Origin of the sequence: Amycolatopsis sp. SB7-3 (genome assembly GCF_041021335.1) — a bacterium.
GTDB classification, from domain to species: Bacteria; Actinomycetota; Actinomycetes; order Mycobacteriales; family Pseudonocardiaceae; genus Amycolatopsis; species Amycolatopsis japonica.
Window position 1 is genome coordinate 71,481 of the sequence record NZ_JBFPJQ010000003.1, and the last position, 24,136, is coordinate 95,616.

General features: G+C 69.0%; 22 protein-coding genes. 14 read left to right on the forward strand and 8 right to left on the reverse strand.

Annotated features, from left to right (window positions below):
- Nucleotides 1–145: 145 nt before the first annotated feature.
- Both AB8M46_RS25030 and AB8M46_RS25035 read right to left on the reverse strand, forming a co-directional pair.
- On the reverse strand, nt 146–496 hold the full coding sequence (locus AB8M46_RS25030) for an MmcQ/YjbR family DNA-binding protein (RefSeq protein WP_037344315.1): 351 nt from the start codon (nt 494–496) through the stop codon (nt 146–148).
- Nucleotides 480–1,172 carry a hypothetical protein gene (locus tag AB8M46_RS25035; protein WP_394361795.1) on the reverse strand — a complete coding sequence of 231 codons (693 nt, stop codon included), beginning with the start codon at nt 1,170–1,172 and terminating at the stop codon, nt 480–482. The genes AB8M46_RS25030 and AB8M46_RS25035 overlap by 17 nt, the downstream gene beginning before the upstream one ends.
- Before the next feature lie 187 nt (nt 1,173–1,359).
- On the opposite strand from AB8M46_RS25035, the gene AB8M46_RS25040 reads away from it, so the two are divergent.
- From AB8M46_RS25040 to AB8M46_RS25075, 8 genes are all read left to right on the forward strand, one after another.
- A complete protein-coding gene (locus AB8M46_RS25040) occupies nt 1,360–2,826 on the forward strand; it encodes an NB-ARC domain-containing protein (RefSeq protein WP_394361796.1) in 1,467 nt (488 codons plus the stop codon).
- Nucleotides 2,827–2,913: 87 nt separating this feature from the next.
- The gene (locus tag AB8M46_RS25045) at nt 2,914–4,482 is read left to right on the forward strand and encodes a carbamoyltransferase C-terminal domain-containing protein (protein WP_037344321.1); all 1,569 of its coding nucleotides are present in this window, start codon (nt 2,914–2,916) and stop codon (nt 4,480–4,482) included.
- A gap of 91 nt (nt 4,483–4,573) precedes the next feature.
- Nucleotides 4,574–5,731: an NAD(P)/FAD-dependent oxidoreductase gene (locus AB8M46_RS25050; RefSeq protein ID WP_394361797.1), complete on the forward strand. Its 1,158-nt coding sequence runs from the start codon at nt 4,574–4,576 to the stop codon at nt 5,729–5,731.
- Nucleotides 5,728–6,981 (forward strand): ATP-grasp domain-containing protein, encoded by a 1,254-nt coding sequence (locus AB8M46_RS25055; RefSeq protein WP_394361798.1) that lies wholly within the window; start codon nt 5,728–5,730, stop codon nt 6,979–6,981. The genes AB8M46_RS25050 and AB8M46_RS25055 overlap by 4 nt, the downstream gene beginning before the upstream one ends.
- Before the next feature lie 79 nt (nt 6,982–7,060).
- Nucleotides 7,061–7,882 carry a dimethylargininase gene (ddaH, locus tag AB8M46_RS25060; protein WP_037344325.1) on the forward strand — a complete coding sequence of 274 codons (822 nt, stop codon included), beginning with the start codon at nt 7,061–7,063 and terminating at the stop codon, nt 7,880–7,882.
- On the forward strand, nt 7,883–9,292 hold the full coding sequence (locus tag AB8M46_RS25065) for a cation:proton antiporter (RefSeq protein WP_394361799.1): 1,410 nt from the start codon (nt 7,883–7,885) through the stop codon (nt 9,290–9,292).
- Nucleotides 9,289–10,299 (forward strand): TauD/TfdA family dioxygenase, encoded by a 1,011-nt coding sequence (locus tag AB8M46_RS25070; RefSeq protein WP_350598603.1) that lies wholly within the window; start codon nt 9,289–9,291, stop codon nt 10,297–10,299. Before AB8M46_RS25065 ends, AB8M46_RS25070 begins: the two co-directional genes overlap by 4 nt.
- Nucleotides 10,300–10,795: 496 nt before the next feature.
- Nucleotides 10,796–11,650: an SDR family oxidoreductase gene (locus tag AB8M46_RS25075; protein WP_037344327.1), complete on the forward strand. Its 855-nt coding sequence runs from the start codon at nt 10,796–10,798 to the stop codon at nt 11,648–11,650.
- On the opposite strand, the gene AB8M46_RS25080 is transcribed toward AB8M46_RS25075, so the two are convergent.
- The 3 genes from AB8M46_RS25080 to AB8M46_RS25090 are packed head-to-tail and all read right to left on the reverse strand — an operon-like array spanning nt 11,613 to nt 16,262.
- A complete protein-coding gene (locus AB8M46_RS25080) occupies nt 11,613–12,638 on the reverse strand; it encodes a glycosyltransferase family 9 protein (protein ID WP_394361800.1) in 1,026 nt (341 codons plus the stop codon). The genes AB8M46_RS25075 and AB8M46_RS25080 overlap by 38 nt on opposite strands.
- Nucleotides 12,635–14,122, reverse strand: a complete 1,488-nt coding sequence (locus tag AB8M46_RS25085; protein ID WP_378429074.1) for an HAD-IIIA family hydrolase — start codon at nt 14,120–14,122, stop codon at nt 12,635–12,637. The genes AB8M46_RS25080 and AB8M46_RS25085 overlap by 4 nt, the downstream gene beginning before the upstream one ends.
- A gap of 34 nt (nt 14,123–14,156) precedes the next feature.
- On the reverse strand, nt 14,157–16,262 hold the full coding sequence (locus tag AB8M46_RS25090; protein WP_394361801.1) for a catalase: 2,106 nt from the start codon (nt 16,260–16,262) through the stop codon (nt 14,157–14,159).
- Between the two features lie 106 nt (nt 16,263–16,368).
- On the opposite strand from AB8M46_RS25090, the gene AB8M46_RS25095 reads away from it, so the two are divergent.
- The 6 genes from AB8M46_RS25095 to AB8M46_RS25120 are packed head-to-tail and all read left to right on the forward strand — an operon-like array spanning nt 16,369 to nt 22,053.
- Complete coding sequence (locus AB8M46_RS25095; protein WP_394361802.1) at nt 16,369–17,733, forward strand: aldehyde dehydrogenase family protein; 1,365 nt, start codon at nt 16,369–16,371, stop codon at nt 17,731–17,733.
- A complete protein-coding gene (locus AB8M46_RS25100) occupies nt 17,733–18,767 on the forward strand; it encodes an FUSC family protein (RefSeq protein WP_394361803.1) in 1,035 nt (344 codons plus the stop codon). Before AB8M46_RS25095 ends, AB8M46_RS25100 begins: the two co-directional genes overlap by 1 nt.
- Nucleotides 18,768–18,795: 28 nt before the next feature.
- Complete coding sequence (locus AB8M46_RS25105) at nt 18,796–19,845, forward strand: NAD-dependent epimerase/dehydratase family protein (protein WP_378429078.1); 1,050 nt, start codon at nt 18,796–18,798, stop codon at nt 19,843–19,845.
- The gene (locus AB8M46_RS25110; protein ID WP_378429079.1) at nt 19,842–20,651 is read left to right on the forward strand and encodes a nucleotidyltransferase; all 810 of its coding nucleotides are present in this window, start codon (nt 19,842–19,844) and stop codon (nt 20,649–20,651) included. The genes AB8M46_RS25105 and AB8M46_RS25110 overlap by 4 nt, the downstream gene beginning before the upstream one ends.
- Entirely contained in the window at nt 20,648–21,385 is a 738-nt protein-coding gene (locus AB8M46_RS25115) for a metallophosphoesterase (RefSeq protein WP_394361804.1), read from the forward strand. Before AB8M46_RS25110 ends, AB8M46_RS25115 begins: the two co-directional genes overlap by 4 nt.
- Nucleotides 21,382–22,053 carry a PhoU domain-containing protein gene (locus AB8M46_RS25120; protein ID WP_037344335.1) on the forward strand — a complete coding sequence of 224 codons (672 nt, stop codon included), beginning with the start codon at nt 21,382–21,384 and terminating at the stop codon, nt 22,051–22,053. The genes AB8M46_RS25115 and AB8M46_RS25120 overlap by 4 nt, the downstream gene beginning before the upstream one ends.
- A gap of 285 nt (nt 22,054–22,338) precedes the next feature.
- Here the strand turns inward: AB8M46_RS25120 and AB8M46_RS25125 are convergent, their stop codons facing one another.
- The 3 genes from AB8M46_RS25125 to AB8M46_RS25135 all read right to left on the reverse strand — a co-directional run bounded on the left by AB8M46_RS25125 (nt 22,339) and on the right by AB8M46_RS25135 (nt 24,118).
- On the reverse strand, nt 22,339–22,902 hold the full coding sequence (locus AB8M46_RS25125) for a hemerythrin domain-containing protein (protein WP_037344337.1): 564 nt from the start codon (nt 22,900–22,902) through the stop codon (nt 22,339–22,341).
- A 62-nt stretch (nt 22,903–22,964) separates the two neighbouring features.
- On the reverse strand, nt 22,965–23,639 hold the full coding sequence (locus AB8M46_RS25130; RefSeq protein ID WP_394361805.1) for a DUF6766 family protein: 675 nt from the start codon (nt 23,637–23,639) through the stop codon (nt 22,965–22,967).
- A gap of 98 nt (nt 23,640–23,737) precedes the next feature.
- A complete protein-coding gene (locus AB8M46_RS25135; protein WP_394361806.1) occupies nt 23,738–24,118 on the reverse strand; it encodes a hypothetical protein in 381 nt (126 codons plus the stop codon).
- Between the last annotated feature and the right edge of the window lie 18 nt (nt 24,119–24,136).

Here is a 24,136-nt window from a genome sequence, read left to right on the forward strand (position 1 = left end):
CCTCCAGACACGTGAGTTCCGTCCCCAGTCACGCGAGGCACGTCCCTGATCACGCGAGTTCCGCCTTTCGGTCACCCGAAAGGCAATTCACGGGACCGAAAAGGGCAATCGAGGGGGCTGAACGGCGCACTCCGAAAGGAGTAGTTCAGCTCGGGTTCTTTTCCAGGTATTCGGCCCAGACCTTCTTCGGGACGCACATTCGCCACGAGTCGACGATCAGCTCTCGTAACTCTTCGTAATCGAGCGCGGACAGCCGGGCGCGGACCCACTGATAGCGCATATCGGACGGAATCGGCATCATGAACTTGTCCGGCTCGCCCGCCACCAGCGCTTCCCGCTCTTCTTTGGGATAGCCGAATCCCATCACGGTTTCGTCGGGCGAGAGCGAAAGGAAGACGATTCGCCCCACGCGGAACTTCGCCCGGTCCCGGACCAGCGCCTCATAGGCGCGGGGCAGCCCCGAAACGATCTCTCTGACGTCATCCCCGGTTACCATATTTCCACCATTCTCCGCTGTCCGTTCCCCAGTCACCCTTGGCGTCCATGGTGAAGACGACGTAGAGGTACTCGTCGAGGATCTTCGCCAGTGACACGGGCCTGCCCATCAGGGCGGGGATCCCCGCCCCGCCGTCTCCCGCCTCCGCGATCACCGCGGCGGCCCACGCGCGGCCGAGTCGCAGATGTCTCCCGAACGCGGCGCCGTCACGCGCGCCGTGGAGGGCCGCCGCGATGGCGGCGTCCCACGGCATGATCGTGTTGGGCCGCAACGCATACAGTGCCTTGGCCGCGGCGGTCGGGCCCAGCGTACGCCTCGTCCGTCCCGCTGAGACGGCGACACCCGCGAGGTCCGCGTACGCCTTCGCGGCGGTGTCGATCCCCTCGTCGGTCAGGTCGGCGAGGTCGGCGGTGGGCAGGGTGGCGCCCCAGGTCTCCCACCAGGCCAGGACCCCGTCGTCGAAGGGGGCCGGCTCGCCTTCCCGCGGGTACCGGATCCGGCATCCCCACGAGTTGAGCCAGCGAAGAAGAATTGTGCGATGTGCGGGCTGTGACAGGTCGATCGCGGACTGCGTTTCTTCCAGGAGTCGAAGCCATGAGGCGTCCACATTCGCGAAGCCGTTGAACACTTCGGCGGCTCGCCGGAGTTCGGCGAGTGGCGGCAGGGGGTCAGACATGGGCGAACCCTATCCGGTGCCACCAAGGGGGTGAATTTCCGCGTCCAACTATTGGACTTTGTACATTGAGTCACCTATTTGTATCTGCTGCATCGTTCATTGGTCCTTTAGGGTTGTGGCCAGGAAGGCTGCAAGGATGACGGTCACGCAGTGCGATTGCGTTACCCCATCCAGGGGAGGAGTTGGCATGGGCAGACCCGAGCGACCGTTGGACGGCTCCACTGGTCCGATCGCCGCATTCGCTCACGATCTGCGCGTTTTGAGGAACCGGGCGGGAAACCCGAGTTACCGGGAACTCGCCAGGACGGCACTGTTCGCACCTTCCGTGCTGTCCAGCGCGGCGAGTGGCCACCGGTTGCCCACTCTCGCCGTGACGTTGGCGTTCGTCTCCGCGTGCGGTGGGGATCGCGCGGCGTGGGAACGGCGTTGGCGGAGTGTCGCGGGACAGACGGGTGGCGGCGCGGAGGTGCGTGAGGAACGCGCGTCCGTGCCGCAGCAGGCCGAAGCACCGCCGGATGGCGTGCACGCGTTGGCATCCGGCGTCATCCGGCTCGCCCGTCCGGCCCAGCTGCCGATGGGATCGAGGACTTTCGTCGGCAGGGAAGGGGATCTGGCCGACGCCGCGGAGATGATCGGCGCGAGCGGTCCGGTCAAGGTGCCGTTGCTCGTCAGTGGTCCGATCGGGGTGGGGAAGACGGCTTTCGCCTTGCGGCTGGCGGAAGAGGTGGCGGCGGATTTCCCGGACGGGCAGCTCTACGCCGATCTGGGCGGCAGCGGAACCGGCGGCCGGTCGGCCAACGGGATCGTGCGTGGATTCCTGCGCGCGCTCGGCGTGCCGGCGCATCTCGTGCCCGACGATCCGATGCAGCGGATCGGGCTGTACCGATCCCTGCTGGCGGAGCGCAGGTTGTTCGTGCTCCTGGCCGGGGTCCGGGACGAGGGTCAGGTGCGGCCACTGCTGGGCCAGGCCCCGCACAGCCAGGTCGTGGTGACCAGCCGCGCCCGGCTGCTCGGGCTGGAGGACACGAACCGTGTCGAGCTGGATACGTTTTCCCGCAAGGAATCCCTGGCTTTGATCGGCCGGATCGCCGGACCGGCCCGGGTGCGGGCGGAACACGACGCCACCGACATGATCGCCGAACTGTGCGGGGACCTCCCGCTGGCGATCAACATCGTGGGCCGCAAGATCGCCGCCCGTCCGGAGTGGGCGATCGCGTACACGGCGGGTCAGCTCGCCGATCGCGAACGGCTCATGGACAGCCTCTGCGTCGGTGACGTCAACGTGCGGGACCGGTTCATCGCGGCGTACGAACAGCTTTCACCCACCGAACGGGAGGCCATCCACCACTTCGGGCAGACCGGGGCGGGCTGGACGACGTCGATCGGCGTCGCCGCGGCGATGGGCATCATGATCGAGACGGCCGACGAGCTCCTCGAGTCCGTGGTGGACGCCGGGCTTCTCCAGCGCGCCAACGTCGCCGGCCGGTACGCGGTTTCCCGGTTGGTCAGCGCGTTCGCCTCCGAACGGCAACGGGAGCCGGGCGCGTTCGCCGCCGCCGTCCCGATGGCCGGTCACCGGGCCCGGAAGAACGCGTTCGAATCACTGCGCCACGAGGCCGTGCGCACCCTGCCGGGTGGCTCGTCCGAAGGTTGATTGTTCTCCCCGCGCCGAGCTTCCGGTCAACGGGCCGCGCGGCTTGAATGAGTCGACGAATGAAGGCGAGCGAAATTCGGTGACACAATGCTGATTCTGTCGATGAAGGAGGGCCACGATGGCGGGATCGTGGCGATCGAGGACGGCAAGCTGCTGTTCGCGCTGGAGTCGGAAAAGGACAACTACCCGCGCTACGACCGGATCACCGGCGAGCTGATGGCGCGTGCGGCGGGCATGCTCGACAAGCAGCCCGACGTGGTCGCGCTCGGCGGCTGGGTCAAGGGGGAGTTCTCGGTGGAACCGCCGTCCCGCACCGGATACTTCGGTGTCGGCGAGGGCGCGATCTCCGACGAGGCGGGCAAGTTCTTCGGCAAGGACGTGCGGTACTTCTCCTCCACCCACGAGCGCTCGCATATCTACACCTCCCTCGGGATGGCCCCCGCGGCACCCGGCCAGGCGTACTACTCCCTGGTGTGGGAAGGGAACATCGGTGACTTCTACCGGATCGACGAGCGCGGCGAGGCCACCCACCTGCAGCACGTCCTGACCGACCCCGGCGCGAAGTACGCGTATCTCTTCGCGCTGGCCGACCCGGGTTTCCCGCTGGGCAAGGGGAAGTTCCGGTTCAACGACGCCGGCAAGCAGATGGCGCTGACCGGGTTCGCCGAGCCGGGCCCGCTCACGCCGGACGAGCAGAAGACCATCGACTTCATCCTGGACCGCGACGGCATCATCCTCGGTCTGTCCAAAGAGGAGATGTCCTGGTCCCATCTGTACAACGCGGGTGTGTGGTCGCAGGAATACCGCAACGCGGCGGCGAAGCACTCGCAGGCGATCTTCAACCGCTTCTACGACTACGCGGAGAAGAACCTCACCGAAGGCCTGCCGCTGCTGATCTCCGGTGGCTGCGGCCTGAACTGCGACTGGAACCGGCTGTGGCGGGAGAGCGGCCTGTTCTCCTCGGTGTTCGTGCCGCCTTGCCCGAACGACAGCGGCTCCGCGCTGGGCACGGCCATCGACGCGCAATGGTTCTACACCGGACAGGCGACCATCGAGTGGGACGTCTACGCGGGGGAGAACTTCGTCGAGGACGTCGTCCCGGATCCCGCGAAGTACGAGACGCGGCCGCTCGTGGCGAGCGAGGTCGCGAAGTACATCAAGGACGGCAACATCATCGGCTGGGCACGCGGCCGGTACGAGATGGGCCCGCGGGCGCTGGGCAACCGGTCGATCCTCGCCGCGCCGTTCACCGTGGACACCACCGTGCGGCTCAACAAGATCAAGCGCCGCGAGGACTACCGACCGATCGCCCCGATCGCGCTGGAATCCGACGCTCCGAAGTGGTTCGTCGGCTCGGTGCAGGACCCGTACATGCTGTACTTCAACCACGTCACGTCCGACGAGCTGAAGGCCATCACGCACGTCGACGGGACGGCCCGCACCCAGACGGTGACGCGGGAACGCAACGCCGGCATCACCGACCTGCTCGAGGCGTTCCGCGAGCAGACCGGGTTCAGCGTGCTGTGCAACACCTCGCTGAACAACAACGGGCGCGGTTTCCTCAACCGCACCAGCGATCTCATCGAGTACGGGGAGACGTACGGCCTCGACGGCTACGTCATCAACGACACGTTCGTGACCCCGCGCGCCTCCTGAAATCCTTGCCCAACGGGGGTAAGGCCCGGATGCCACCGTCCCAGCAGTGGCATCCGGGTACCTCGTGGCGCCCGAACGAACGGGGAAGACCATGCGAGTCGTGCTCGCGGGCGGTGGCGTCATCGCGCTGCTGACGGCGCTGGAATGCGTGTCGGCCGGGCATGAAGTGGTACTCGCCGACCAGGCGGACATCCCGTTCTCCGGCGCGACCTCGTTCGACCGGCACCGCGTGCTGCGCGCGTTGCATCCCGGTGACCTCGCGGCCACGGCGGCCGCGGTCGCCGCGCATCACGCGTGGCTCGGACTGGAGCATTCGTTGTCCACGTCGTTCTACGAACAGGTCGGCGCGCTCACCGCGATGACGGCCGACGAGGCGGCGGCCGCGCGGGATCTGCTGGCCACGGCGGGTTCCAAGGCCGAAGTGCTCGGCGTGGACGAACTCGCCGCGGAGTTCCCGCACGCCGGGTTCGTGCCGGGGACGGGCGCGGTCTTCGAAGCGCACGCGGGGGTCCTGCTCGCCGATCGGGTGCTGACGGCGTGCGCCACCCGCCTGCGGTGGCACGCGAACGCGGAACTCCACCCGCACCGCAAGGTGATCGGGATCGACGCCGACCGGGCCGAGGTCCGGCTGGCCGACGGCGGGATCCTCCGTGGCGACGCCGTCCTGGTGGCGGCCGGCCCGTGGTCCCGGGAGCTGCTGGCCCCCGCGCTGTCCAGGGAACTCGTGCTGCACCGGCAGACGATGCTCTACTGCGACGTCCCGCCCGCCGACGCCGCCGCGTGGGCGGCCACCCCGGCGATCACGTCGCTCGGCTCGGCGGGGGGCGCGTGGCTCGTGCCGCCCGTCGCCGGGACGCCGTTGAAGCTCAGCGCCGCGAGCGCGTGCCGGGTCGTCGACGAGCTGGGCGGCGCCACCGTGCCTTCGTGGTGGCGGGAGCACCTGATCGACACGTTCGCCGCGCTGATCCCCGGTTTCCGCCGGGATTGGCTGGTCGACACCCGGGACTGCCACTACCTGGCCCGGCGCTCCACCCTCGGCCCGATGCTCGCCGTCCTCGGCGACCGGGTCCTGTCCTACGCGGCGTGCGGCGGCTCGTCGTTCAAATTCGCCCCGCTGATCGCCCGGTCCCTGGCCGCGCGCCTGACCGGCGCCGACCCGGTCCAGACCGGACTCGAACCGCTCGACCGGCCGCTCGTGCGAGCGGGCGGTGTCCACCCGATCCGTCCTGCCCTACGAGGTGTGTCGTGAAACTGCTCGCGCTGGAAGCCAGCCAGAACTCCTACTACTACCTGCCCCGGTACCAGCAGATCGAGGACTTCGGCGGGGTGCTGTACGTGCTCAACGGCGTCGGCACCGAGGATCTCTGGCCGTCCGAGCGTTACCGCATCGCCGGCAGCAACCACATCGACGACCTGATCCGGCACGCGAAGGCCTGGCACGCGGAAGAATCCTTCGACGGTGTGCTCACCTTCTCCGAGTCCGGCGTCGTCCTGGTCGCCGCGGTCGCCGAGGCGCTCGGCCTGCCCGGGATCGGCGTGGACGCGGCGCGCACCAGCCGGAACAAGCTGATCATGCGGCAGGCGCACGAAAAGGGCGGGGCCGCGCATCCGGACTTCCGGTTCGTCGAAGACCTCGACGCGGCCCTGCGGGCGGCCGAGGACTTCGGCTATCCGGTGATCCTCAAGCCGACCCTCGGCGCGGCCAGCAACTTCGTCTTCCGGGTCGACGACGAAGAGAAGATGCGGGAACGCTACGCGCAGGCACGCGAAGGCATCGACGGGATGACCTGGTACAACATGGAGGCCGAAGGGCTGGACCTCGGCCCGCACGGCCTGCTCGTCGAGTCCTTTCTGGACGGTCACGAGCATCTCATCGAAGCCGTCGCCTGGGACGACGAGGTCTACCTCGGTTCCATTGTGGACAGAGTCACCTCGGAAGGCGAGACCTTCGACGACGACGTGCACCACGCGCCCACGTCGCTCACCGCCGAGCAGGTGGCCGAGGTGCACGCGGTGGTGGCCGCCGGCGTGCGGGCCCAGGGCCTCACCCGCGGCGCGCTGCACGCCGAAGTCCGTTTCCACCAGGGCAAACCGTTCCTGCTGGAGATCGCCGTGCGCCCGGGCGGCGGCGGACTCGACCATATGGCACGGCTTTCCGCCGGGTACGACCCGATCAGGGGACTCATGGACGTCTCCCGCGGTGTCCGGCCGGATGTCCACCACTTCAGCCCGACCGGGCTGCACACCGCCGCGATGTGCCTGATCTGCCCCGGCGGGGTGATCGCCTCGATCGACGTCCCGCCCGCGGTGAACGAATCGGAAGCCTTGTACTACCTCAAGATCTTCGCCAAGCCGGGTGACCTGATCAAGCGGCCGCCGCTCGGAAACAACATCTTCGGCGGTATCGGCGCGCTCGGCGCGTCCTTCGACGAAGCCATGCGCAACGCGAACGACCTGGCCGGGAAGATCGAGGTCAAACTCTCCGAAACCCAGAAGTAGCAACGGATCCTGTTCGACGAAACCGGGCCCTCACCCAGGGGCCGGTGGCGAAAGACGCCCAAAACCGCGTGGAGGAAGCGTGTCACGGACTGCCACCCAACGGCACTACCTGATGGTCAGACCGACGTACTTCGACGTCGAGTACTCGATCAACCCCTGGATGGACCCGAAGAAACCGACGGATACCGAGCTGGCCATCGCGCAGTGGGAGTGGCTGCGTGACCTGTACGCCGACCTGGGGCATCGGGTCGAGCTGCTCGATCCGCTGCCCGGTCTGCCCGACATGGTGTTCGCGGCCAACGGTGCCACCGTGGTCGACGGGCAGGTGCTCGTCGCGCGGTTCCACCACGTGCAGCGGGCAGGGGAGTCCGACGCGTATCTCAAGTGGTTCCGCGACAACGGATACCGCTACGTGCGGCAGGCGCAGTGGGTCAACGAAGGGGAGGGCGACTACCTCGTCGCCGGGAAGACGATCCTCGCCGGGACCGGGTTCCGCACGAACCCGGAGGCGCACAACGAATCCCGTGAGTTCTTCGGCCGTCCGGTGACCAAGCTGACGCTGATCGACCCGCGCTACTACCACCTCGACACCGCGCTCGCCGTCCTCGATGACGACACGGTCATGTACTACCCGGGGGCGTTCTCCGAAGAAAGCCGTCTGCTCCTGAAAGAGCTGTACCCCGACGCGATCCTGGCGTCCGAAGCCGACGCGGCCGTGTTCGGGCTCAACGCGGTCTCCGACGGCAAGCACGTCGTGCTTCCGCAGGCGGCCACCGAGCTGACCGCGCAACTGCGGGAACACGGCTTCGAACCGATCGGCGCCGACCTGTCCGAATTGCTCAAGGCGGGCGGCAGTGTCAAATGCTGCACGCTGGAACTGCGTGCCGCTCGAGGAGAATAGATGGAATCGGCTGTACAGGAGCGGAGCGGGCGTACCGCGCTGCGCCGGATCTTCGTCGGGGCCGCGTTGATCGCGGTTCCGGCGGCGGTCGTCGTCGTGGTGCTCGGCCTGGGATCGGCCTACGCGCCCGTCGCGAGCACCGGGGCCAAGGCCGCGGGCGGCGGGCCCGACACCTACGCGCGCCTGCTGGTCGCGCTCCCGGTGATCCTGGGCGCCTGCCATCTGGCGGGTGTCCTGGCCCGGCGGCTCGGCCAGCCCGCGGTGATCGGCGAGATCGTCGCCGGCATCCTCCTGGGACCGTCGCTGTTCGGGATCGTCTGGCCCGCCGCGTTCGGCTGGCTGTTCCCCGGCGGCGTGGTCTCGGCGATCAACATCCTGTCGCAGCTGGGTTTGATCTTCTTCATGTACCTGGTCGGCTCCGAGATCGACCTCGACGCGGTACGGCGGCGCGGGTTCACCGCGGTGACCGTCAGCCAGGTCAGCATCGCGCTGCCGATGGTCTGCGGCATCGTGCTCGCGCTCGGCATGTACCCGGCCTTCGGCGGTGACGTCGGCTTCCTCGCCTTCGGCCTGTTCATCGCGGTCTCCATGAGCGTGACGGCGTTCCCCGTGCTGGCGAGGATCCTGACCGACCGCGGCATCGCGAAGACGCCGCTGGGTGCGCTCGCGCTCACCTGTGCCGCCGTCGACGACGTCGCCGCCTGGTGCCTGCTGGCCGTGGTGGTCGCCGTCAGCCAGGGCGGGACGCCGTCGGAGGTCTTCCTGACCGTCGGGCTCACCCTGGTGTTCGTCGTGGCGATGGTCTACGTCGTCAAGCCGCTGCTCGCCAGGGTGCTCGCGCGAGTGCCGGAGTCCGCGGTGCTCGCGATCCTGCTCGGCGGGATCATGCTGTCGGCGCTGGCCACCAACGAGATCGGCATCCACGCGATCTTCGGCGCCTTCCTGTTCGGGGTGATCGCGCCGAGGAAGGATCCGGTCGTCGCCCGCGCCGCCGGGAAGCTCGGCAGCGTGACCCTGACGTTGCTGCTGCCGCTCTTCTTCGCCTACACGGGGCTGCACACCGAGTTCAGCCTGCTCGGCTCCGGCTCGCTGTGGCTCTGGACCGTGCTCATCACGGCGGTGGCGGTGTTCGGCAAATGGGCGGGCAGCACGACGGCGGCGCGGCTGACCGGTGTCGGCTGGCGCGAATCGCTCTCCCTCGGAGCGCTGATGAACTGCCGGGGGCTGACGGAACTGGTGGTGCTCAACGTCGGCCTCCAGCTGAAGGTGATCAGCCCGGCGGTGTTCGCGATGCTCGTGATCATGACGCTGGTGTCGACGATCGCGACCGCCCCCGCGCTCACCCTCATCTCCAAGTTCAAGACGAGACCGCCGGTCCAGCGGCGGCGGAAAGTGGATAGGACACCATGACCAGCAAGGAAACCCTAGTCAGCACCTTCGCCGAGGTCGTCCTCGACGACGAGGTCCGGGACACGATCGGGAGCGACCTGCGGTCCTTCCCGAACCCCGTCGACGACATCGACCGTTCGCTGGCGATGCTCCGTGTCACGTTCTCGAAGCTGCCGATCGACCAGCTCCAGACGATCCTGGACTTCGGCAGGCACGTCGACACCCCCGGCGTCGCGCTCGTGCGCAACCTGCCGGTGGACCCGGAACTGCCGGAGACGCCCATCGACGGGGAACCCAGCAAGGACAAGAAGACGTTCGTCGCCGAGACCGTCCTTTTGGGACTGAGCCAGTTGCTCGGCGAGCCCGTCGGGTTCACCACCGAGAAGAGCGGGCGGCTCGTGCACGACGTCGTCCCGGTGTCGGCGGGGGCGCGCAGCCAGACGAACCAGAGCTCGCACGTGTTCCTGAACTTCCACAACGACATCGTGCACGACGAGGTCGGTCGCTACGACGTGTCCAACCCGGACTTCCTGGTGCTGAACTGCGTCCGCCAGGACGGCAACAAGGAAGCCGTCACCTACTACGCCGATGGCAGGGACATCTCGGCCGCGCTGGCGCCGGAAGTGCTCGACGTCCTGCGCCGTCCGCTGTTCCGGCTCAACGCGCCCGGCAGCTACGTGCGTGACGTGGCCAAGGGAGCCGACGTGCTCTCCGACCTCGTGCCGGTGATCTCCGGGCCGGCGGAATCGCCCGAAGTGGCGGTGTCGGCCAACGGGGTGGTGGGGGAGACCGTCGAGGCGGAGCAGGCGCTGGAGGAGCTGCAGCGGGTCTGTCGCGAGGTCGCGCACCAGGTCAAGCTCGAGCCGGGGACGGCCCTGCTGATCAACAACCGGAAGGGCCTGCACGCGCGGTCGCAGTTCTTCGCGCGGCACAACGGGCGGGATCGGTGGCTGCAGCGTACTTACATCCGGCGGAGCTTGTGGACGATCCGGTACCGGGGGATTGCCGGGGATCGGCGGGTGCACTGAGGCTTGGGCTCGTGGTACGTGAAGGCCCCCTTTTCTCGGCTGAGCCGAGGGAAGGGGGCCTTCACGCGCGGCCGTTGTGACTGCTGGTGCTCGTGGGGCTTGTGTGGCGTCGCGCAAGTCCGTGAAGGCCTCTTTGAGGGGCTTGTTTGCTTCGGGGCGTTGAACGTCGTGGCCCGTCCACGCTTGGATTCGTTGATGAAGGATTTGGGACAGTGAACGTCCCAAATCCTTCATCGACAACGCTCGACCCAGCCTGCCGTAGGTGGTTGCGAAAGCCACTTTCGCAACCTTGAACGTTGTGAAAGCCACTTTCGCAACACCTGCGGACGAGGTCTGCCGGGAAGCATGTCGCGAAAGCGATTTTCGGGACATCAGACGTCCCGAAAGTGGCTTTCGCGACACCCCACGCGACGCCTCCGGCCACCGCAAGGGCCATGTTCAGCCGAGCGGCCATCCGGGTAACCCTCCCCGTAAGCACCCGACGGGAGGGAACCCGATGGCAGAGAAACTCCGGCCGCCGCAGCAGCAGGAACCGCCGGGCGTGACGTCGAAGATGGATCCGCCGCCTCGTGACTCCATGGAGGACTACGAGGGCCGCGAGCTGCTGGCCGGCAAGCGTGCCTTGATCACCGGCGGCGATTCCGGGATCGGCCGCGCGGTCGCGATCGCCTTCGCGAAAGAAGGCGCCGACGTGGCGATCGCGTACCTCAACGAGCACGAGGACGCGAAGTACACAGAGGAACGCGTCCGCGCCGAAGGGCGCGAGTGCCTCCTCCTACCGGGTGATCTCGCCGAAGCGGCGCAGTGCCGCGAGATCGTCGACCGGACCGTGAAGGAGCTCGGCGGCCTGGACATCCTGGTCAACAACGTCGCCACGCAGTGGCCGGTCGACTCCCCGGAGGAGCTCACCGACGAGCAGTGGACGCATACCTTCGACGTGAACATCCACAGCTTCTTCCGGGTGACGAACGCCGCCTTGCCCCATCTGGGCGAGGGCTCGGTCATCATCAACACCGGCTCGGTGAACGGCTTGCGGGGCAACAAGTCCCTGATCGACTATTCGGCGACCAAGGGCGCCGTGCACGCCTGGACGTACGCGATGGCGCAGGCGCTGGCCGATCGCGGTGTCCGGATCAACTGTGTCGCGCCCGGTCCGGTGTGGACACCGCTGATCCCGTCGACGTTCCCGCCGGAGAAGGTGGAGAAGTTCGGCCTCCAGGTGCCGTTCGAGCGCGCCGCTCATCCGGACGACCTCGCGCCGTCGTACGTCTTCCTGGCGTCCAACCGGCTTTCGTCGTATTACAGCGGTGAGGTCATCGCCGCGCTGGGCGGCGAGACCACGCCCGGCTGAGGCGCGCCACGGCGTCGGCGACGGCTTCGGGCGCGACGCGGTCCAGGCACGGGTGGCCGGGCACGGGGCAGACCTGGGCCCGGCTGTCCCGGCACGCCGCGTGCTGGTCGCCGAGCACTTCGGACGGCACCCCGTACGGCGCCCACCGCGACGACGGCACGACAGGGGCGAACAACGAGACCACCGGGGTGCCGACGGCGGCCGCGAGGTGGGCGGGGCCGGTGTTGGGCGCCACCACCACGTCGGCCGCGGCCAGTACGGCCGCCAGTTCGGACAAAGTCGTACGGCCGCCCAGATCGAGCGCGTCCCCGGCGACCTGCCTGGTCAGCGCGCTTTCGGACGGCGAGCCGGTCACGACGACACGCCGTCCGGCGGTCTGCAGTGCCCGCACGATCGCGGCCGAGCGGTCGGCGGACGGTTGCCTCGCCGGCACCGACGCGGCGGGATGGACGACCACGTAGTCCTCGTCGCCGACCAGCCGTTCCACCGGCGGCAGCGGCCCCTGGATCGCGAGCCCGCCGTCGTCGCCGGGCGGCAACGAGAAGCCCGCCGCTTCGGCCAGGGAAAGCATCCGCACCGGTTCCGGCGGATCACCGGGCACCCGGTGCCGCAGATCCAGCAGCGATCCGGGGTAGTCCTCGCTGATCGCGCCGATCCACGGCACGCCCGCCATCCTCAGCAGCAGGGCCAGCGGGAGCGGGGACTGATGGAACGACGTCAGCACGAGCGCCGCGTCGAAGGAGTATTCGCGCAGACGCCGGACCAGCGCTTCGGTGTCTTCCCGGGTGACCGGCGGCGGCTCGGGATCGATCCACGGCGCGCACCAGGTGACGACCTCGTCCACGCCGGGCAGCAGTTCGCCCGCCGCGCGACCACGGGGACCGGCCAGCAGGACCACCCGTTCGGCACCCGCCGCGACCGCGCGGACACAGGGACCGGCCAGCAGGACGTCGCCGAGGTTGTCCATCCTCGCGACCAGGACGTTCATCGGGAACCCGCGACGGCCAGGTGGACGGCTTCGGCGAGATCGCGCGCGACGGTCGCCCGGCGGCGGGCGCGATCGATCTCCTCCGGCCGGGTCCGCGCGGTCGGGATGAGGATTCCGCGCGCCCCGGCCGCGAGGGCGGCGTCGACGTCGGCTCCGGTGTCGCCGATGACCACGCAGCGCCGGACGTCCACGCCCAGTGCCTCCGCGGCCTGCCGCACCAGTCCGGGCGCGGGTTTCCGGCAGGCGCAGCCGTCACCGTCGTCGTGTACGCAGACCTGCCAGGTGCCGAACGGGCCGAGCATCTCTTCGACGCGGGCGTTCACCGCGGCCAGCCGGTCCGGCGTGATCAGGCCTTTGGCCACCCCGGACTGATTGCTGACCACACCGATCCTGATCCCCGCCGCACGCACACCGTGCAGGAGTTCTCCGGCGCCGGGTACGGGACGGACACCGTCGGGATCGTCGAGGTAGGGCACGTCGACGATGAGGGTGTCGTCGCGGTCGAACAGCAGGGCCTGCGGCCGCCGCGACAGCCGGTGTTTCAGCTCCCCGCGCAGCCGGTGATAGCAGGCCGCGGGCGGGATGAGCACGCTGGTCAGGAGCATGCGTCCCACCTCGCCGGGGGTGAGCGGTCCCGGCGCGATCCGGCGTGCCGCGAACTCGGCGGTCAGTCCCGCCCACAGTCCGGCCGCGGCGGCGGCGGCCTTGCGGCGTCCCAGCGCGAACAACGCCACGGCGCCGGCCGCGCTCACGGTGGCCACCGCGTGCCGTTCGAGCCGTCCGTGTCCGGCCCCGGTCTGCTGCCGCCAGAGGACACCGTGTTCGTGCCGCATGAGCGCGTCGTCGGCGTTGCCCCGCTGGGCACGCAGGCTGGCCAGGGGACCCGATCGTTTGGGCGGATGGACGGTGACGCGTTCGCCGCGCGCGATGAGATGGCCTGCCTTGGCGACCCTCAACGCCAGATCCGAGTCTTCCCGGTAGGCACGGGGGAAACGTTCGTCGAAGCCGCCGACCTCGGCGAGCACCGACCGGCGGTAGGCCATGTCGGCGGTGATCCACCGGGCCGTCTCCAGCCCGGCCGTCCCGCGTTCGTCGTCGGTCGGGCGGCGGTCCGGCGGCAGCGGCACGACGAGGCGGGCCTGCGACGCCGCCGTCTCCGGGCCGAGGGAGAGGAGATCCTCGGCGAGTTTCCGCGGCCAGTCCGAGCCGATCAGCACGTCGTCGTCGAGGAAGGCGATCCACTCGGACTTCGCGTGCCGCCAGCCGGCGTTGCGCGCCGCGGCCGGACCGCGCCCGCCGGAGCGGACGACTTCGACGTCCACGGTGGACGGGGGAAGCCGCAGGTCGCCGCCGCCGGGCCGGTCGTCGGCGACGACGATCCGCGCCGGCCGTGGCTCTCCGGCGGCTTCGATCCCGGCCAGGAGCGTGCGGAGATTGTCCCGGCCGGTCGTCGGGATCACGATCGTGTAGTCGAGGTCGGTCACCCTCTTCCGGTACCCGGGAGCCACGGCGGCAAACTCACGCGGGGATCGCGTCGATCTTCCGCAGCCACGAGCGATGTTCGCCGAGTTGCGCGGTGAAGGAGGCGAAGAAGCCGTCGGGGAGGGTCGTCTCGGCCGCCGTGGTGGTCACCACGCCCTGGTCGATCAGGGTTTCGGTGTCGTCGGCCAGTTTCGAGGTCACCCCGGCCCGGCGCAGCAGGTCCAGACCCGAGCCGAAGGCGGCCACCGGCTTGCCGTGTTTGTAGGCCTCGGCGACGAAATGCACCGCGTAGCCGTCGCGTTCGAGGACGTTGATCGCGCTCGGGCCGCACGGGACGACGACGGCGTCGTAAAGCACCGAAGCCATGGTGTTGAGTTGCTTGTCCGGCCGCAGCGGATCCCCTTCCCCGCCCGGCCGGAGTTCGGCCTCGGTGGGAGCCAGTACCTCGGCGATCGCGCCCTCCGCCGTCAGCGCCTCGACCAGGCGGCCGACGCCGATCGTGTCCACCCCGTCGGCGGCGAGCACCGCGACCTTCCGGCTGCTCGCGGTACCGGAAGGCTGGTTCAGCTGGGAAAGCGCGGGAGAGGTGCGGTCGTGGTGCGGGGTGGCGGGAGCGGCGGGCACGCTCACCCCGATCCCCTCGGCGACTTCGGCGGCCAGATCGTGGTCGACGTTGTTGAGCTCGGCGACCGTCCGCGCCCGGACCTCCCGGTCCTCGACCTTGCCGAGTTCGAACCGGAACGCCGCGACGATATGCTCGCGTTCGATCGGCGACATGCTGTTCCAGAACAGCGTCGCCTGGCTGTAGAAGTCCTTGAAACTCTCGCTGCGGTCCCGGATCTTGTGGCCCGCGACGGCTTCGGTGTAGTGCCGGAAGACGCCGGAGTCGGCGATCGCCGGGCAGCCGCCGCCGCGCGAGTTCGGGTAATAGCTCGTCCGTCCCTTGTGGACGTTCTGCTGGCCGTACCCGTCACGCTGGTTGGTGTGCACCGGCGCGATCGGCCGGTTCACCGGGAGCTGCGAGAAGTTGGGGCCGCCGAGCCGGATCAGCTGCGTGTCGAGGTACGAGAAGTTCCGGGCCTGCAGCAGCGGATCGTTCGTGAAGTCGATACCCGGGACGATGTTCGCGGTGTGGAAGGCGATCTGCTCGGTCTCGGCGAAGAAGTCCTCGGGGTTGCGGTCCAGGACCATCCGCCCGACCGGGCGCACCGGCACCTGCTCCTCGGGGATGATCTTCGTGGCGTCCAGCAGATCGAAGTCGAAGTCGTGCTCGGAGTCCTCGTCCACCAGTTGCACGCCCAGTTCCCATTCCGGGTACTGGCCGGACTCGATGGCGTCCCACAGGTCGCGCCGGTTGAAGTCGGGATCCTTGCCCGCGATCTTCTGGCATTCGTCCCACACCAGCGAATGCGTGCCGAGGACGGGCTTCCAGTGGAACTTCACGAAGGTGCCCTTGCCCTCGGCGTTGACGAGCCGGAACGTGTGCACGCCGAACCCCTGCATCATCCGGTAGCTGCGCGGCAGCGCGCGATCGGACATCAGCCAGAGCACCATGTGCAGGCTCTCCGGCTGGAGCGAGACGAAGTCCCAGAAGGTGTCGTGCGCCGACTGGGCCTGCGGGATCTCGTTGTGCGGCTCGGGTTTCACCGCGTGCACGAAATCGGGGAACTTGATGCCGTCCTGGATGAAGAACACCGGCATGTTGTTGCCCACGAGGTCGTAGTTGCCTTGGCGGGTGTAGAACTTCGTCGCGAAACCGCGGACGTCGCGCACGGTGTCGGCCGAACCGCGGGAGCCGGCGACGGTGGAGAACCGCACGAACACGGGGATCTTCTCGCCACTGGTGAGGAATTCGGCGACCGTGTAGTCGGCCAGCGCGTCGTCATAGGCCTCGAAGAAGCCGTAGGCGCCCGCGCCACGCGCGTGCACGACCCGTTCGGGGATGCGCTCGTGGTCGAAATGGGTGATCTTCTCGCGGGCGTGGAAGTCTTCGAGCAGCGTCGGCCCCCGGCTGCCCGCGGTCAACGAGTCGTCCGTGTGGTCGACCCGGACGCCCTGCTGGGTCGTCAGCACGGACTTTTCCGGATCCACCCGGCTTCCGTCCAGCTGCTCGTTCTTCGCGTCCTCTCGATGCTGTGCCACAGGTCTCGCCCCTTCGCGGTGGTCGGTTCCCTCGCGGCTACCCCGGCACCGTTTCGGCAAAACGACACCGGGTAACCGGCGCGCAGGAAACTTCGAGGAGGTGCGAATGACGACGGTGGAACGGCCTGCCGTACTGGAGATCCGCGATCCCGCCGACGGCAGCCTCGTCGGCAGCGTCAAAGCGGCGACGACCGAAGGCGTCCACACGGCGATCGCCGCGGCGAGGCGGCGGGCCCCGGACTGGGCCGCCACACCGGCGGCCGAACGCGGGATAGCGCTGAAGGACGCGGCGAAGTCGCTCCGGGCGCGAGCGGGCGAACTCGCCGTCCTCATCGAGAGCGAGACGGGCAAACCCCGCGACGAGGCCGAAGAGGGTGTCCTGGCCGGAGCCGGGACCTTGGAGCAGTACGCCGAACTGGGGCCTGTGCACCGCGGCCGGTCCCTGTTGGGCGATCCGTCGGCCACCGACCTGATGGTGCCGGAAGCCCGGGGCGTGGTCGTCGCGCTGACGCCGTGGAACGACCCGGTCGCGGTGGCTTGCGGGCTGCTGGGCGCGGCCCTGGTCACGGGGAACACGGTGGTGCACAAGCCGAGCGAACGCTGCCCGCACACCGGCGCCTGGCTGGGCAACGTGCTGGTGGAGGCCTTTCCCGACGATGTGCTCCAGACCCTCCAGGGCGACGGAAGCGTCGGCGCCGAACTCGCGGCTCATCCGGACGTCGACGTCGTCGCCCATGTCGGCGGCACGGCCGCGGGCCGCTCGATCGCGGTCAGCGCGGCGCGGACCGGCGCCAAGGTCTTGCTGGAGAACGGCGGGAACGACCCGCTCGTCGTCGACGCCGGCGTGGACCCGGTCTGGGCGGCGGAGCAGGCGGCGATCGGGGCCTTCGCCAACTCCGGGCAGATCTGCGTCTCGGTCGAACGGATCCATGTGCACCAGGACGTCGCGGACGCCTTCCTCACCGCGCTGGTCGCCGAGGCGGGTCACCGGAAATTGGCCCCGCTCGTCGACCGGCGTCACCGTGAAGGGGTGCACGCCCAGGTCGCGGAGGCGATCGCGCAGGGCGCCGACCCGCTCGCCGGAGGATTCGTGCCCGACGGTCCCGGTGCCCACTACCCGGCGACCGTCCTCGCCGGATGCACCCCGGGGATGCGGGTCCTGACCGAAGAGACCTTCGGCCCGGTCGCACCGGTGACCGTGGCGGCGGATTTCGACCAGGCACTCGAACAGGCGGTCGCCGGAGAGTACGGTCTCGCGGCCACCGTGCTCACCTCGTCGATGGCCCACGCACAGCGCGCCTGGCGCGAACTCCCCGTCGGCACCGTGAAGATCAACAACGTCTTCGGCGGCGCGCCCGGCGGGGCCGCCCATCCGCGAGGTGCCAGCGGCAGCGGCTACGGCTACGGGCCGGAACTGCTCGACGAGATGACGCAGACCAAGGTCGTCCACCTCGGCCCGCCGGGTCCGTGATGGGCGCGAAGACGCTGTTCGCCTGGGCCGCGCGGGCGTTCCGGGTGCCGGGGGAAGAACGCCGGAGTCTCGTCCAGATCGCGAAGGCCACCGCCGCGGCCGTGATCGCGTGGATCGTCGCGACCGCCGTCCTGCGGTTGCCGCAACCCTTCCTGGCGCCGTACGCGGCGGTGTTCCTGGTGCAGGCCACCGTCTACCGGTCGCTGCGTGGCTGGGCGCAGCAGGTCGGCGCCGTCAGCGTGGGGGTGCTGCTCGCCGCGGGCGCCGGTCAGGTCATTCCTTCGGTGACGGTGGCGCTCGGGCTGGTCATCTTCGTCGGCCTGCTGATCGGCTCGTGGCGGGGATTCGGCGATTCGGGGGTATGGGTCGGGATCACCGGCATGCTGCTGATCTCCTACGGCAACGCGACCGAACCCATTCTGCTCGCCGACCGGTTGCTGGAAACCGCGCTGGGGGCGGGGATCGGCGCCGTGCTCAACGCGGTGATCCTGCCGCCGCTGCACGGCGAACGCCTGCGGGCGGCGACCTCCCGGCTGGCGTCGGCGATCGCCGACGTCCTCGACAGGACCGCGGACCTGGTTCGCGGCGGCGAGGCGGCCGACGGCCTGGACGACCGGATGGAGGACGTCCGCAGCCTGGTCGCGGAGGCGGAGGACGCGATCGGCTGGACCCGAGAGGGCCGGTATCTGAACCTCCGTGGACGGAGTGAGACCCGCGAAGAACCATTGGCGAACCTCGTCTCCCTGTGGCATCCGCTCGCCCAGCTGATCGACGCCGTGAGCGAGGCCGCCCACAGCGAGCAGCCGTTCCGGCATCCCGGCGAACACGCGCGCGGAGTGGTCGGCGACCTGCTCGAAGCCCTCGCCGAGGTGGCCCGTTCGGGTGATCCGGCCGAACTCGATCGATGTCGCGACCTGCTCGGCGAGATCGACCACCTGCTCGTGACGCCCACGGACGAGGTCACCACCTCGATCGGGCTGGGGGCGATGGCGCTGCCCGCCCGGCGTCTCGTCCAGCGGCTCCACGCCGATTAAGGCGAGACGACGGTGGGTAACCGTACCCATGAGCGGTAAGCGGATCGTGGTCACCGGCGCCACCGGCAACGTCGGCACGGCGGTGGTCCGCGCGCTGGGCGCGGACCCCGAAGTCGGCTCGATCGTCGGCGTGGCGAGGCGGCCGAGCCGATGGGAGAGCCCGAAGACCGAGTTCGTCACCGCGGACGTCGCCCGCGACGACCTCCGCGCCGTGTTCGACGGCGCCGACGTGGTGATCCACCTGGCCTGGCTCTTCCAGCCGACACATCGGCCCGAGGTCACCTGGCGTTCCAACGTGCTGGGTTCGATCCGGGTGTTCGAAACCGCGCAGGCGATGCGGGTGCCGTCGCTGGTGTACGCGTCGTCGATCGGGGCGTATTCGCCGAGGGACGACGACCATCCGGTGACCGAGGAGTGGCCGACGCACGGGTCGCCGAAGGCGGCGTACACGCGTGAAAAGGCTTATGTGGAAAGGGTTCTCGAAGCGTTCGACCGGAGTCATCCGAGGCTGCGGGTGGTCCGGGTACGGCCCGGATTCCTCTTCCAGAAGGCCGCCGCGCCCGAGCAGCGGCGGCTGTTCGGCGGGCCGTTCGTACCGGGCAAGCTCGTGCGCCCGTCGCTGATCCCGGTGCTCCCCGACATCCCGCAACTGCGGATCCAGACCGCGCACACCGAGGACGTGGCCGACGCCTATCGCCGCTGTGCGCTTCAGGACGTCAAGGGAGCCTTCAACATCGCCGCCGATCCGGTGCTGGACACCCGCGCGCTGGCGCGGATCTTCGGCGCCAAACCGGTGAAGGTCCCGGCGCCGTTCGTCCGGCGAGCGCTGGCCGCGGCCTGGTCTTTGCACCTGATCCCGGCGACGCCAGGGCTTTTCGACGCCGTCCTGCATCTGCCGGTGATGGACTGCACGCGCGCCAGGGAAGAGCTGGGCTGGACGCCGCGATACTCGTCGGAGGACGCGATCGAAGCCTTCCTCAAGGGACTGCGGGAAGGCGAAGGATTCCCGACCGAACCGCTGAAACCGGACGTCGGCAGGGCACACGAACTGGCCACCGGGGTAGGGGAGCGACCGTGAACGAGAAGGAACTCCTGCACACGCTGACCAGGGTGGTGTCCACTTTGGACCAGACCGCCGTGCGGTTCGCCGTCGCGGGCGGCCTCGCCGTCTACGCGCGCGGCGGGCCGCCGTCCGATCACGACGTCGATCTCTTCCTCAAGGAGGAGGACATCGAGGTGGCGGCGGAGGCCCTGGAAGCGGCGGGGCTGAGACGGGAGCACCCGCCGGAGGACTGGCTCACCAAGGTCTACGACGGCGATTGCCTCGTCGACCTGATCTTCCGGCCCAACCATCGGCCGGTCACCGACGAGATGCTCGACCGCGCCTCGCTGATGCGGGTCGGGGCGACCGCCGCCCCCGTGCTCAACGGGACCGATCTGCTCGTCGACAAGATCCTCGTGCTCAGCCCGCACCGGTGCGATTTCGCGCCGCTGCTGCGGATCGCGCGCGACCTCCGCGAGCAGGTCGATTGGCACCGGGTGGCCGAAGAGACCGCCGAATCGCCGTACGCGTGGTCGTTCCTGACCCTGCTCGCGGCCCTGTCCATCATCGACGGAAAGGAGCTTCCGATGCCCGAGGAAGCGCCCCAGTACCTGGTCGCCAGGCTGACCAAGGCGCTGGCGGAAGACCCGAGGACCGCCGAACTCGGCGTGCACGTCACCGTGCGCGGAGACCAGGTCCGGCTCAGCGGCGAGGTTCCGTGCGCCAACCGCAAGGCCGACATCGAGGCGGTCGTCTGCGAACACATCGCGGCCGAGCTGGTGCACAACGACGTCCGGCTGGCCGACGTCCGGGAGCCGTCGCACGCCGAGGAGATCCGGTGATCCGGGTCGCCGCGGTCGGGGACGTCCACCTCGGGGAGGACAACCGAGGCCTGCTGCGGCCGGCACTGGACAACATCGCCGAACACGCCGACGTGCTGTTGCTCGCGGGCGACCTCACCCGGCACGGCAGCGTCGACGAGGCCAGGGTGGTGGCCGACGAGTTCGCCGGGCTCCCCGTCCCGGTGATTTCGGTGCTGGGTAACCACGACTATCACTCGGACGAGGCCGAAGCGGTCAGCGGGCTGCTGGAGGAAAGCGGGATGACCGTCCTCGAGGGTTCGGCGACCACTGTGGACCTGGAGGGCGGGAAGCTCGGCGTCGCCGGGGTCAAGGGCTTCGGCGGCGGGTTCGCGGGCAAATGCGCGAGCCGGTTCGGCGAACGCGAGATGAAGGATTTCGTCGAGCACACCATGGCGGCGGCCAAACGGTTGCGCACCGCGCTGGAAGGGCTCGAACACGAGCAACCCGACGTGACCGTCGCGCTGACCCACTACTCGCCGATTCCCGGCACCCTGCACGGCGAACCGCCGGAGATCCACCCGTTCCTGGGGTCGTACCTGTTGTGCGAGCCGATCGACGACGCCCAGGTGGCCCTCGCCGTGCACGGGCACGCGCACTACGGCAGCGAACAAGGCGTCAGCCCCGGCGGGGTCCCGGTCCGCAACGTCGCCCAACCGGTGATCCGCGCGGCGTACGCGACGTACGTCCTCGAACCTGCGAAAGTGCTCACATGAGGGAACGATTCCACGGTCAGCTGAGCGTTCTCGGCGAGCTTCTGTCGAGTATGTGCGGCATGGCCTGCGAAGAACTGCACCTGGCGAACCGGGTCTTTCTCGACCGGGACGTCGAAGCCGCCGCCGAACTGGCGACGGTCGAGGCGAGACTGAACGCGGCACGGACCCGATGCGAGGAGTCCGCGCAGAAGCTGCTCGCCCTGCAGGCGCCGGTGGCAGGCGACCTGCGGACCGTGCTCGCGGCGGTGTACTGCGCCGACCGGCTGGAGCGAATGGGCGACCTCGCCCAGCACATCGCCGACCAAGCCTTGCGAGCACCGGAATTCGCCGTCCCCGACGCGCTCACCGGCCAGTTCCGCGACATGGCCGGACTCGTCGGCTCGATGGCGGAAGACCTCGGCGCCGCGATCGAAGGCTCGACGGCGGAGGTGTTCCACTCGCTGGCCCGCTCCGACGAGCGGGTCGACGCGCTGTACGAGGAGCTGATGACCCTGGTGACCGATCCGGACTGGGCAGACGGCGTCGCGCCCGCTATCTCGGTGGCGCTGCTGGCGCGGTTCTACGAGCGGTTCGCGGACCAGGTGGTGTCGGTGGCGCGGCGGGTGGATTTCGCGCTCACCGGGGAATTGCCGGAGTCCTCCGTGCGGGATGCGCCTGCTGAACTCTGAGGTCGCGCTGGTTTTGCGTGTGAAGGCCTCCTTCCCTCGGCTCAGCCGAGGGAAGGAGGCCTTCACGCGCTGGGCCTCGTGGCTGGAGCAGCGATGCCGCTCGCCAAGGTTGCGAAAGCCACTTTCACAACATTCAGCGTTGCGAAAGTGGCTTTCGCAACCTCTTGGCGAGCGGCCCGCGACGTCCGCACAGGCTCGAAGTCTGTGAAGGCCTCCTTCCCTACTTTCAAGGTAGGGAAGGAGGCCTTCACGGACTTGACCCACGCGTGAGCGCCCGGCGAAGGGTCAGGTCGCCCGGTCCGTCAGCGCGTCCCGGATCTTGTCGATGAACGCCGTCCCCGGCGCCAGGATCCGGTTCGCCGGCGGCCGGTCGGGAGCGGCGGGATGCGGCCTGGTCGGGGCGATCTCCTTGGCCCGCAACACCTTCTCGCCCAGCTCCCGCAGGTCTTCCGGAGAACAGGCTGCCTGCAGCTTGGGCAGCAGGTCGCTCTCCTCCTCTTCGATGTGGTGCCGGACGTCCTCGATCAGCTTGCCGACGAGTTCGTCGAACCGGTTGTCCGTCGGTTCCAGGCCGATGAGGTCGTTCATCACGCGTTCGGCTTCGGCGTGCTCCTCGATCTCGTGATCGGCGACCTCGTCGCCGTCGGGGAGGTGCTTCCGCGCGGCGGGGTACATGTGCTGCTCTTCGGCGATCGAATGCCGCACGAGTTCGGCGATCAGGTGGTCCGCGAGGTCTTTGCGGTGCCGATCACCGCCCTTGCCGGACTCCAATTCCTTGAAGATCCGTTCGAAGGCACGGTGATCTTCGGTGATCACCGTGACGAGGTCGTGTTCCGTGGTGGTGGTCATGGACACTCCTGTCCGTGGTCGTCAGTCCGACGCCGGACGGATACCCGTTCCCCGCGGTTCAATCACCCGGATTCGTCGGTGGCCCGGTGTGGCGCGCCGACGGGTTTGGATTCGGGGGAGCCGCGTTGGCGCAGGTACACGCTGAACACCGCCATCGAGCCGATGGCGAGGAATTCCGACTGCCAGTTCTGCAGGGTGCGGTTCCAGAAATCCGACGACGCCAGATAGCCGTACCACGACACCGGATCACCGAATTCGGTGAGCTGTTCGGCGTTGTAGGCGCTCATCCCGGCCACGGACTGGGCGAGCCACGACAGCAGGAACAGCCCTAGCATCACCAGTCCGAGTGACATCGAGAAGATTCCCGTGCGCCAGCCGCCCGCCCTCGCCCATTTCGGTGAATCGGCCGTCGCGTGGCGTCCGATCTGCTGGTCCTCGTCCGTTTCCAGGCCGACCCGGTCGGCGGGTTTCGATTCGGGGGAGCCTCGTTGCAGCAGCCACACGGTCGCGAAGACGTAAAGGAAGAACTGCAGGTATTCCGATTGCCAGTTTTCGGCGACGTCGACGGCGAAGTCCGCGGACGCCAGGTAGTCGAGCAGGCCGACCGGCTCGGCGGCGTGGCTGAGCCGCCCGTCGTTGTAATCCGCGAGCCCGGAGAACGCCTGCCCCGCGAGACTCAGGAGGAACAGCAGCCCGAAGCCCAGCGAAAGGGCGTTGTCACGAAGAAAGCGCCGCATCATCCGCCCCCTTCACCGGTGCAGCAGGCCCAGCAGGACGCAATAGCCGAGGACGGCCACGACGAAGACGAGGTAAACGGTGAACACCGGACGCGCTTTCATGGGCCACCCACCGCGCAGTCGTAGACCTGTTCGTTGCGGTGGTGGCAGCCCGCTCCCGTGATCACCCAGCCGGTGGACGACTCGTGCAGGAAGAGCGTGTCGCGGGCGGTCTTCACCTGGGCTTCTTCGCTCCAGATCGAGACCGTCTCCGGCGTGCCGTCCGGGACGTTCGCGCCGGCCAGGCCGCGTTCGCAGCTTTCCGGCGCCCAGGAATCCCGCACCCGGGGCGCGAGCAGCGCGCACGCCGAGCGGTGATCACCCGACGCGAGCGCGCCGAGGAACCGCCCGGCGGCCTCTCGCACCGGCTCCTGCCCGCTCGCTCCCGCGCAACCGGCGAGCAGCAGGCACGCGCCGAACGCCAGGGTTTTGACGATCACGGAAGACGGGTACCCGGC

Coding starts and splice junctions, on each gene's coding strand:
- AB8M46_RS25050 (WP_394361797.1), top strand. CDS start 4,574: ATGCGAGTCGTGCTCGCGGGCGGTGGCGTCATCGCGCTGCTGACGGCG.
- AB8M46_RS25080 (WP_394361800.1), bottom strand. CDS start 12,638: ATGAACGTCCTGGTCGCGAGGATGGACAACCTCGGCGACGTCCTGCTG.
- AB8M46_RS25040 (WP_394361796.1), top strand. CDS start 1,360: ATGGGCAGACCCGAGCGACCGTTGGACGGCTCCACTGGTCCGATCGCC.
- AB8M46_RS25035 (WP_394361795.1), bottom strand. CDS start 1,172: ATGTCTGACCCCCTGCCGCCACTCGCCGAACTCCGGCGAGCCGCCGAA.
- AB8M46_RS25095 (WP_394361802.1), top strand. CDS start 16,369: ATGACGACGGTGGAACGGCCTGCCGTACTGGAGATCCGCGATCCCGCC.
- AB8M46_RS25125 (WP_037344337.1), bottom strand. CDS start 22,902: ATGACCACCACCACGGAACACGACCTCGTCACGGTGATCACCGAAGAT.
- AB8M46_RS25100 (WP_394361803.1), top strand. CDS start 17,733: ATGGGCGCGAAGACGCTGTTCGCCTGGGCCGCGCGGGCGTTCCGGGTG.
- AB8M46_RS25120 (WP_037344335.1), top strand. CDS start 21,382: ATGAGGGAACGATTCCACGGTCAGCTGAGCGTTCTCGGCGAGCTTCTG.
- AB8M46_RS25130 (WP_394361805.1), bottom strand. CDS start 23,639: ATGCGGCGCTTTCTTCGTGACAACGCCCTTTCGCTGGGCTTCGGGCTG.
- AB8M46_RS25070 (WP_350598603.1), top strand. CDS start 9,289: ATGACCAGCAAGGAAACCCTAGTCAGCACCTTCGCCGAGGTCGTCCTC.
- AB8M46_RS25030 (WP_037344315.1), bottom strand. CDS start 496: ATGGTAACCGGGGATGACGTCAGAGAGATCGTTTCGGGGCTGCCCCGC.
- AB8M46_RS25045 (WP_037344321.1), top strand. CDS start 2,914: ATGCTGATTCTGTCGATGAAGGAGGGCCACGATGGCGGGATCGTGGCG.
- AB8M46_RS25105 (WP_378429078.1), top strand. CDS start 18,796: ATGAGCGGTAAGCGGATCGTGGTCACCGGCGCCACCGGCAACGTCGGC.
- AB8M46_RS25065 (WP_394361799.1), top strand. CDS start 7,883: ATGGAATCGGCTGTACAGGAGCGGAGCGGGCGTACCGCGCTGCGCCGG.
- AB8M46_RS25075 (WP_037344327.1), top strand. CDS start 10,796: ATGGCAGAGAAACTCCGGCCGCCGCAGCAGCAGGAACCGCCGGGCGTG.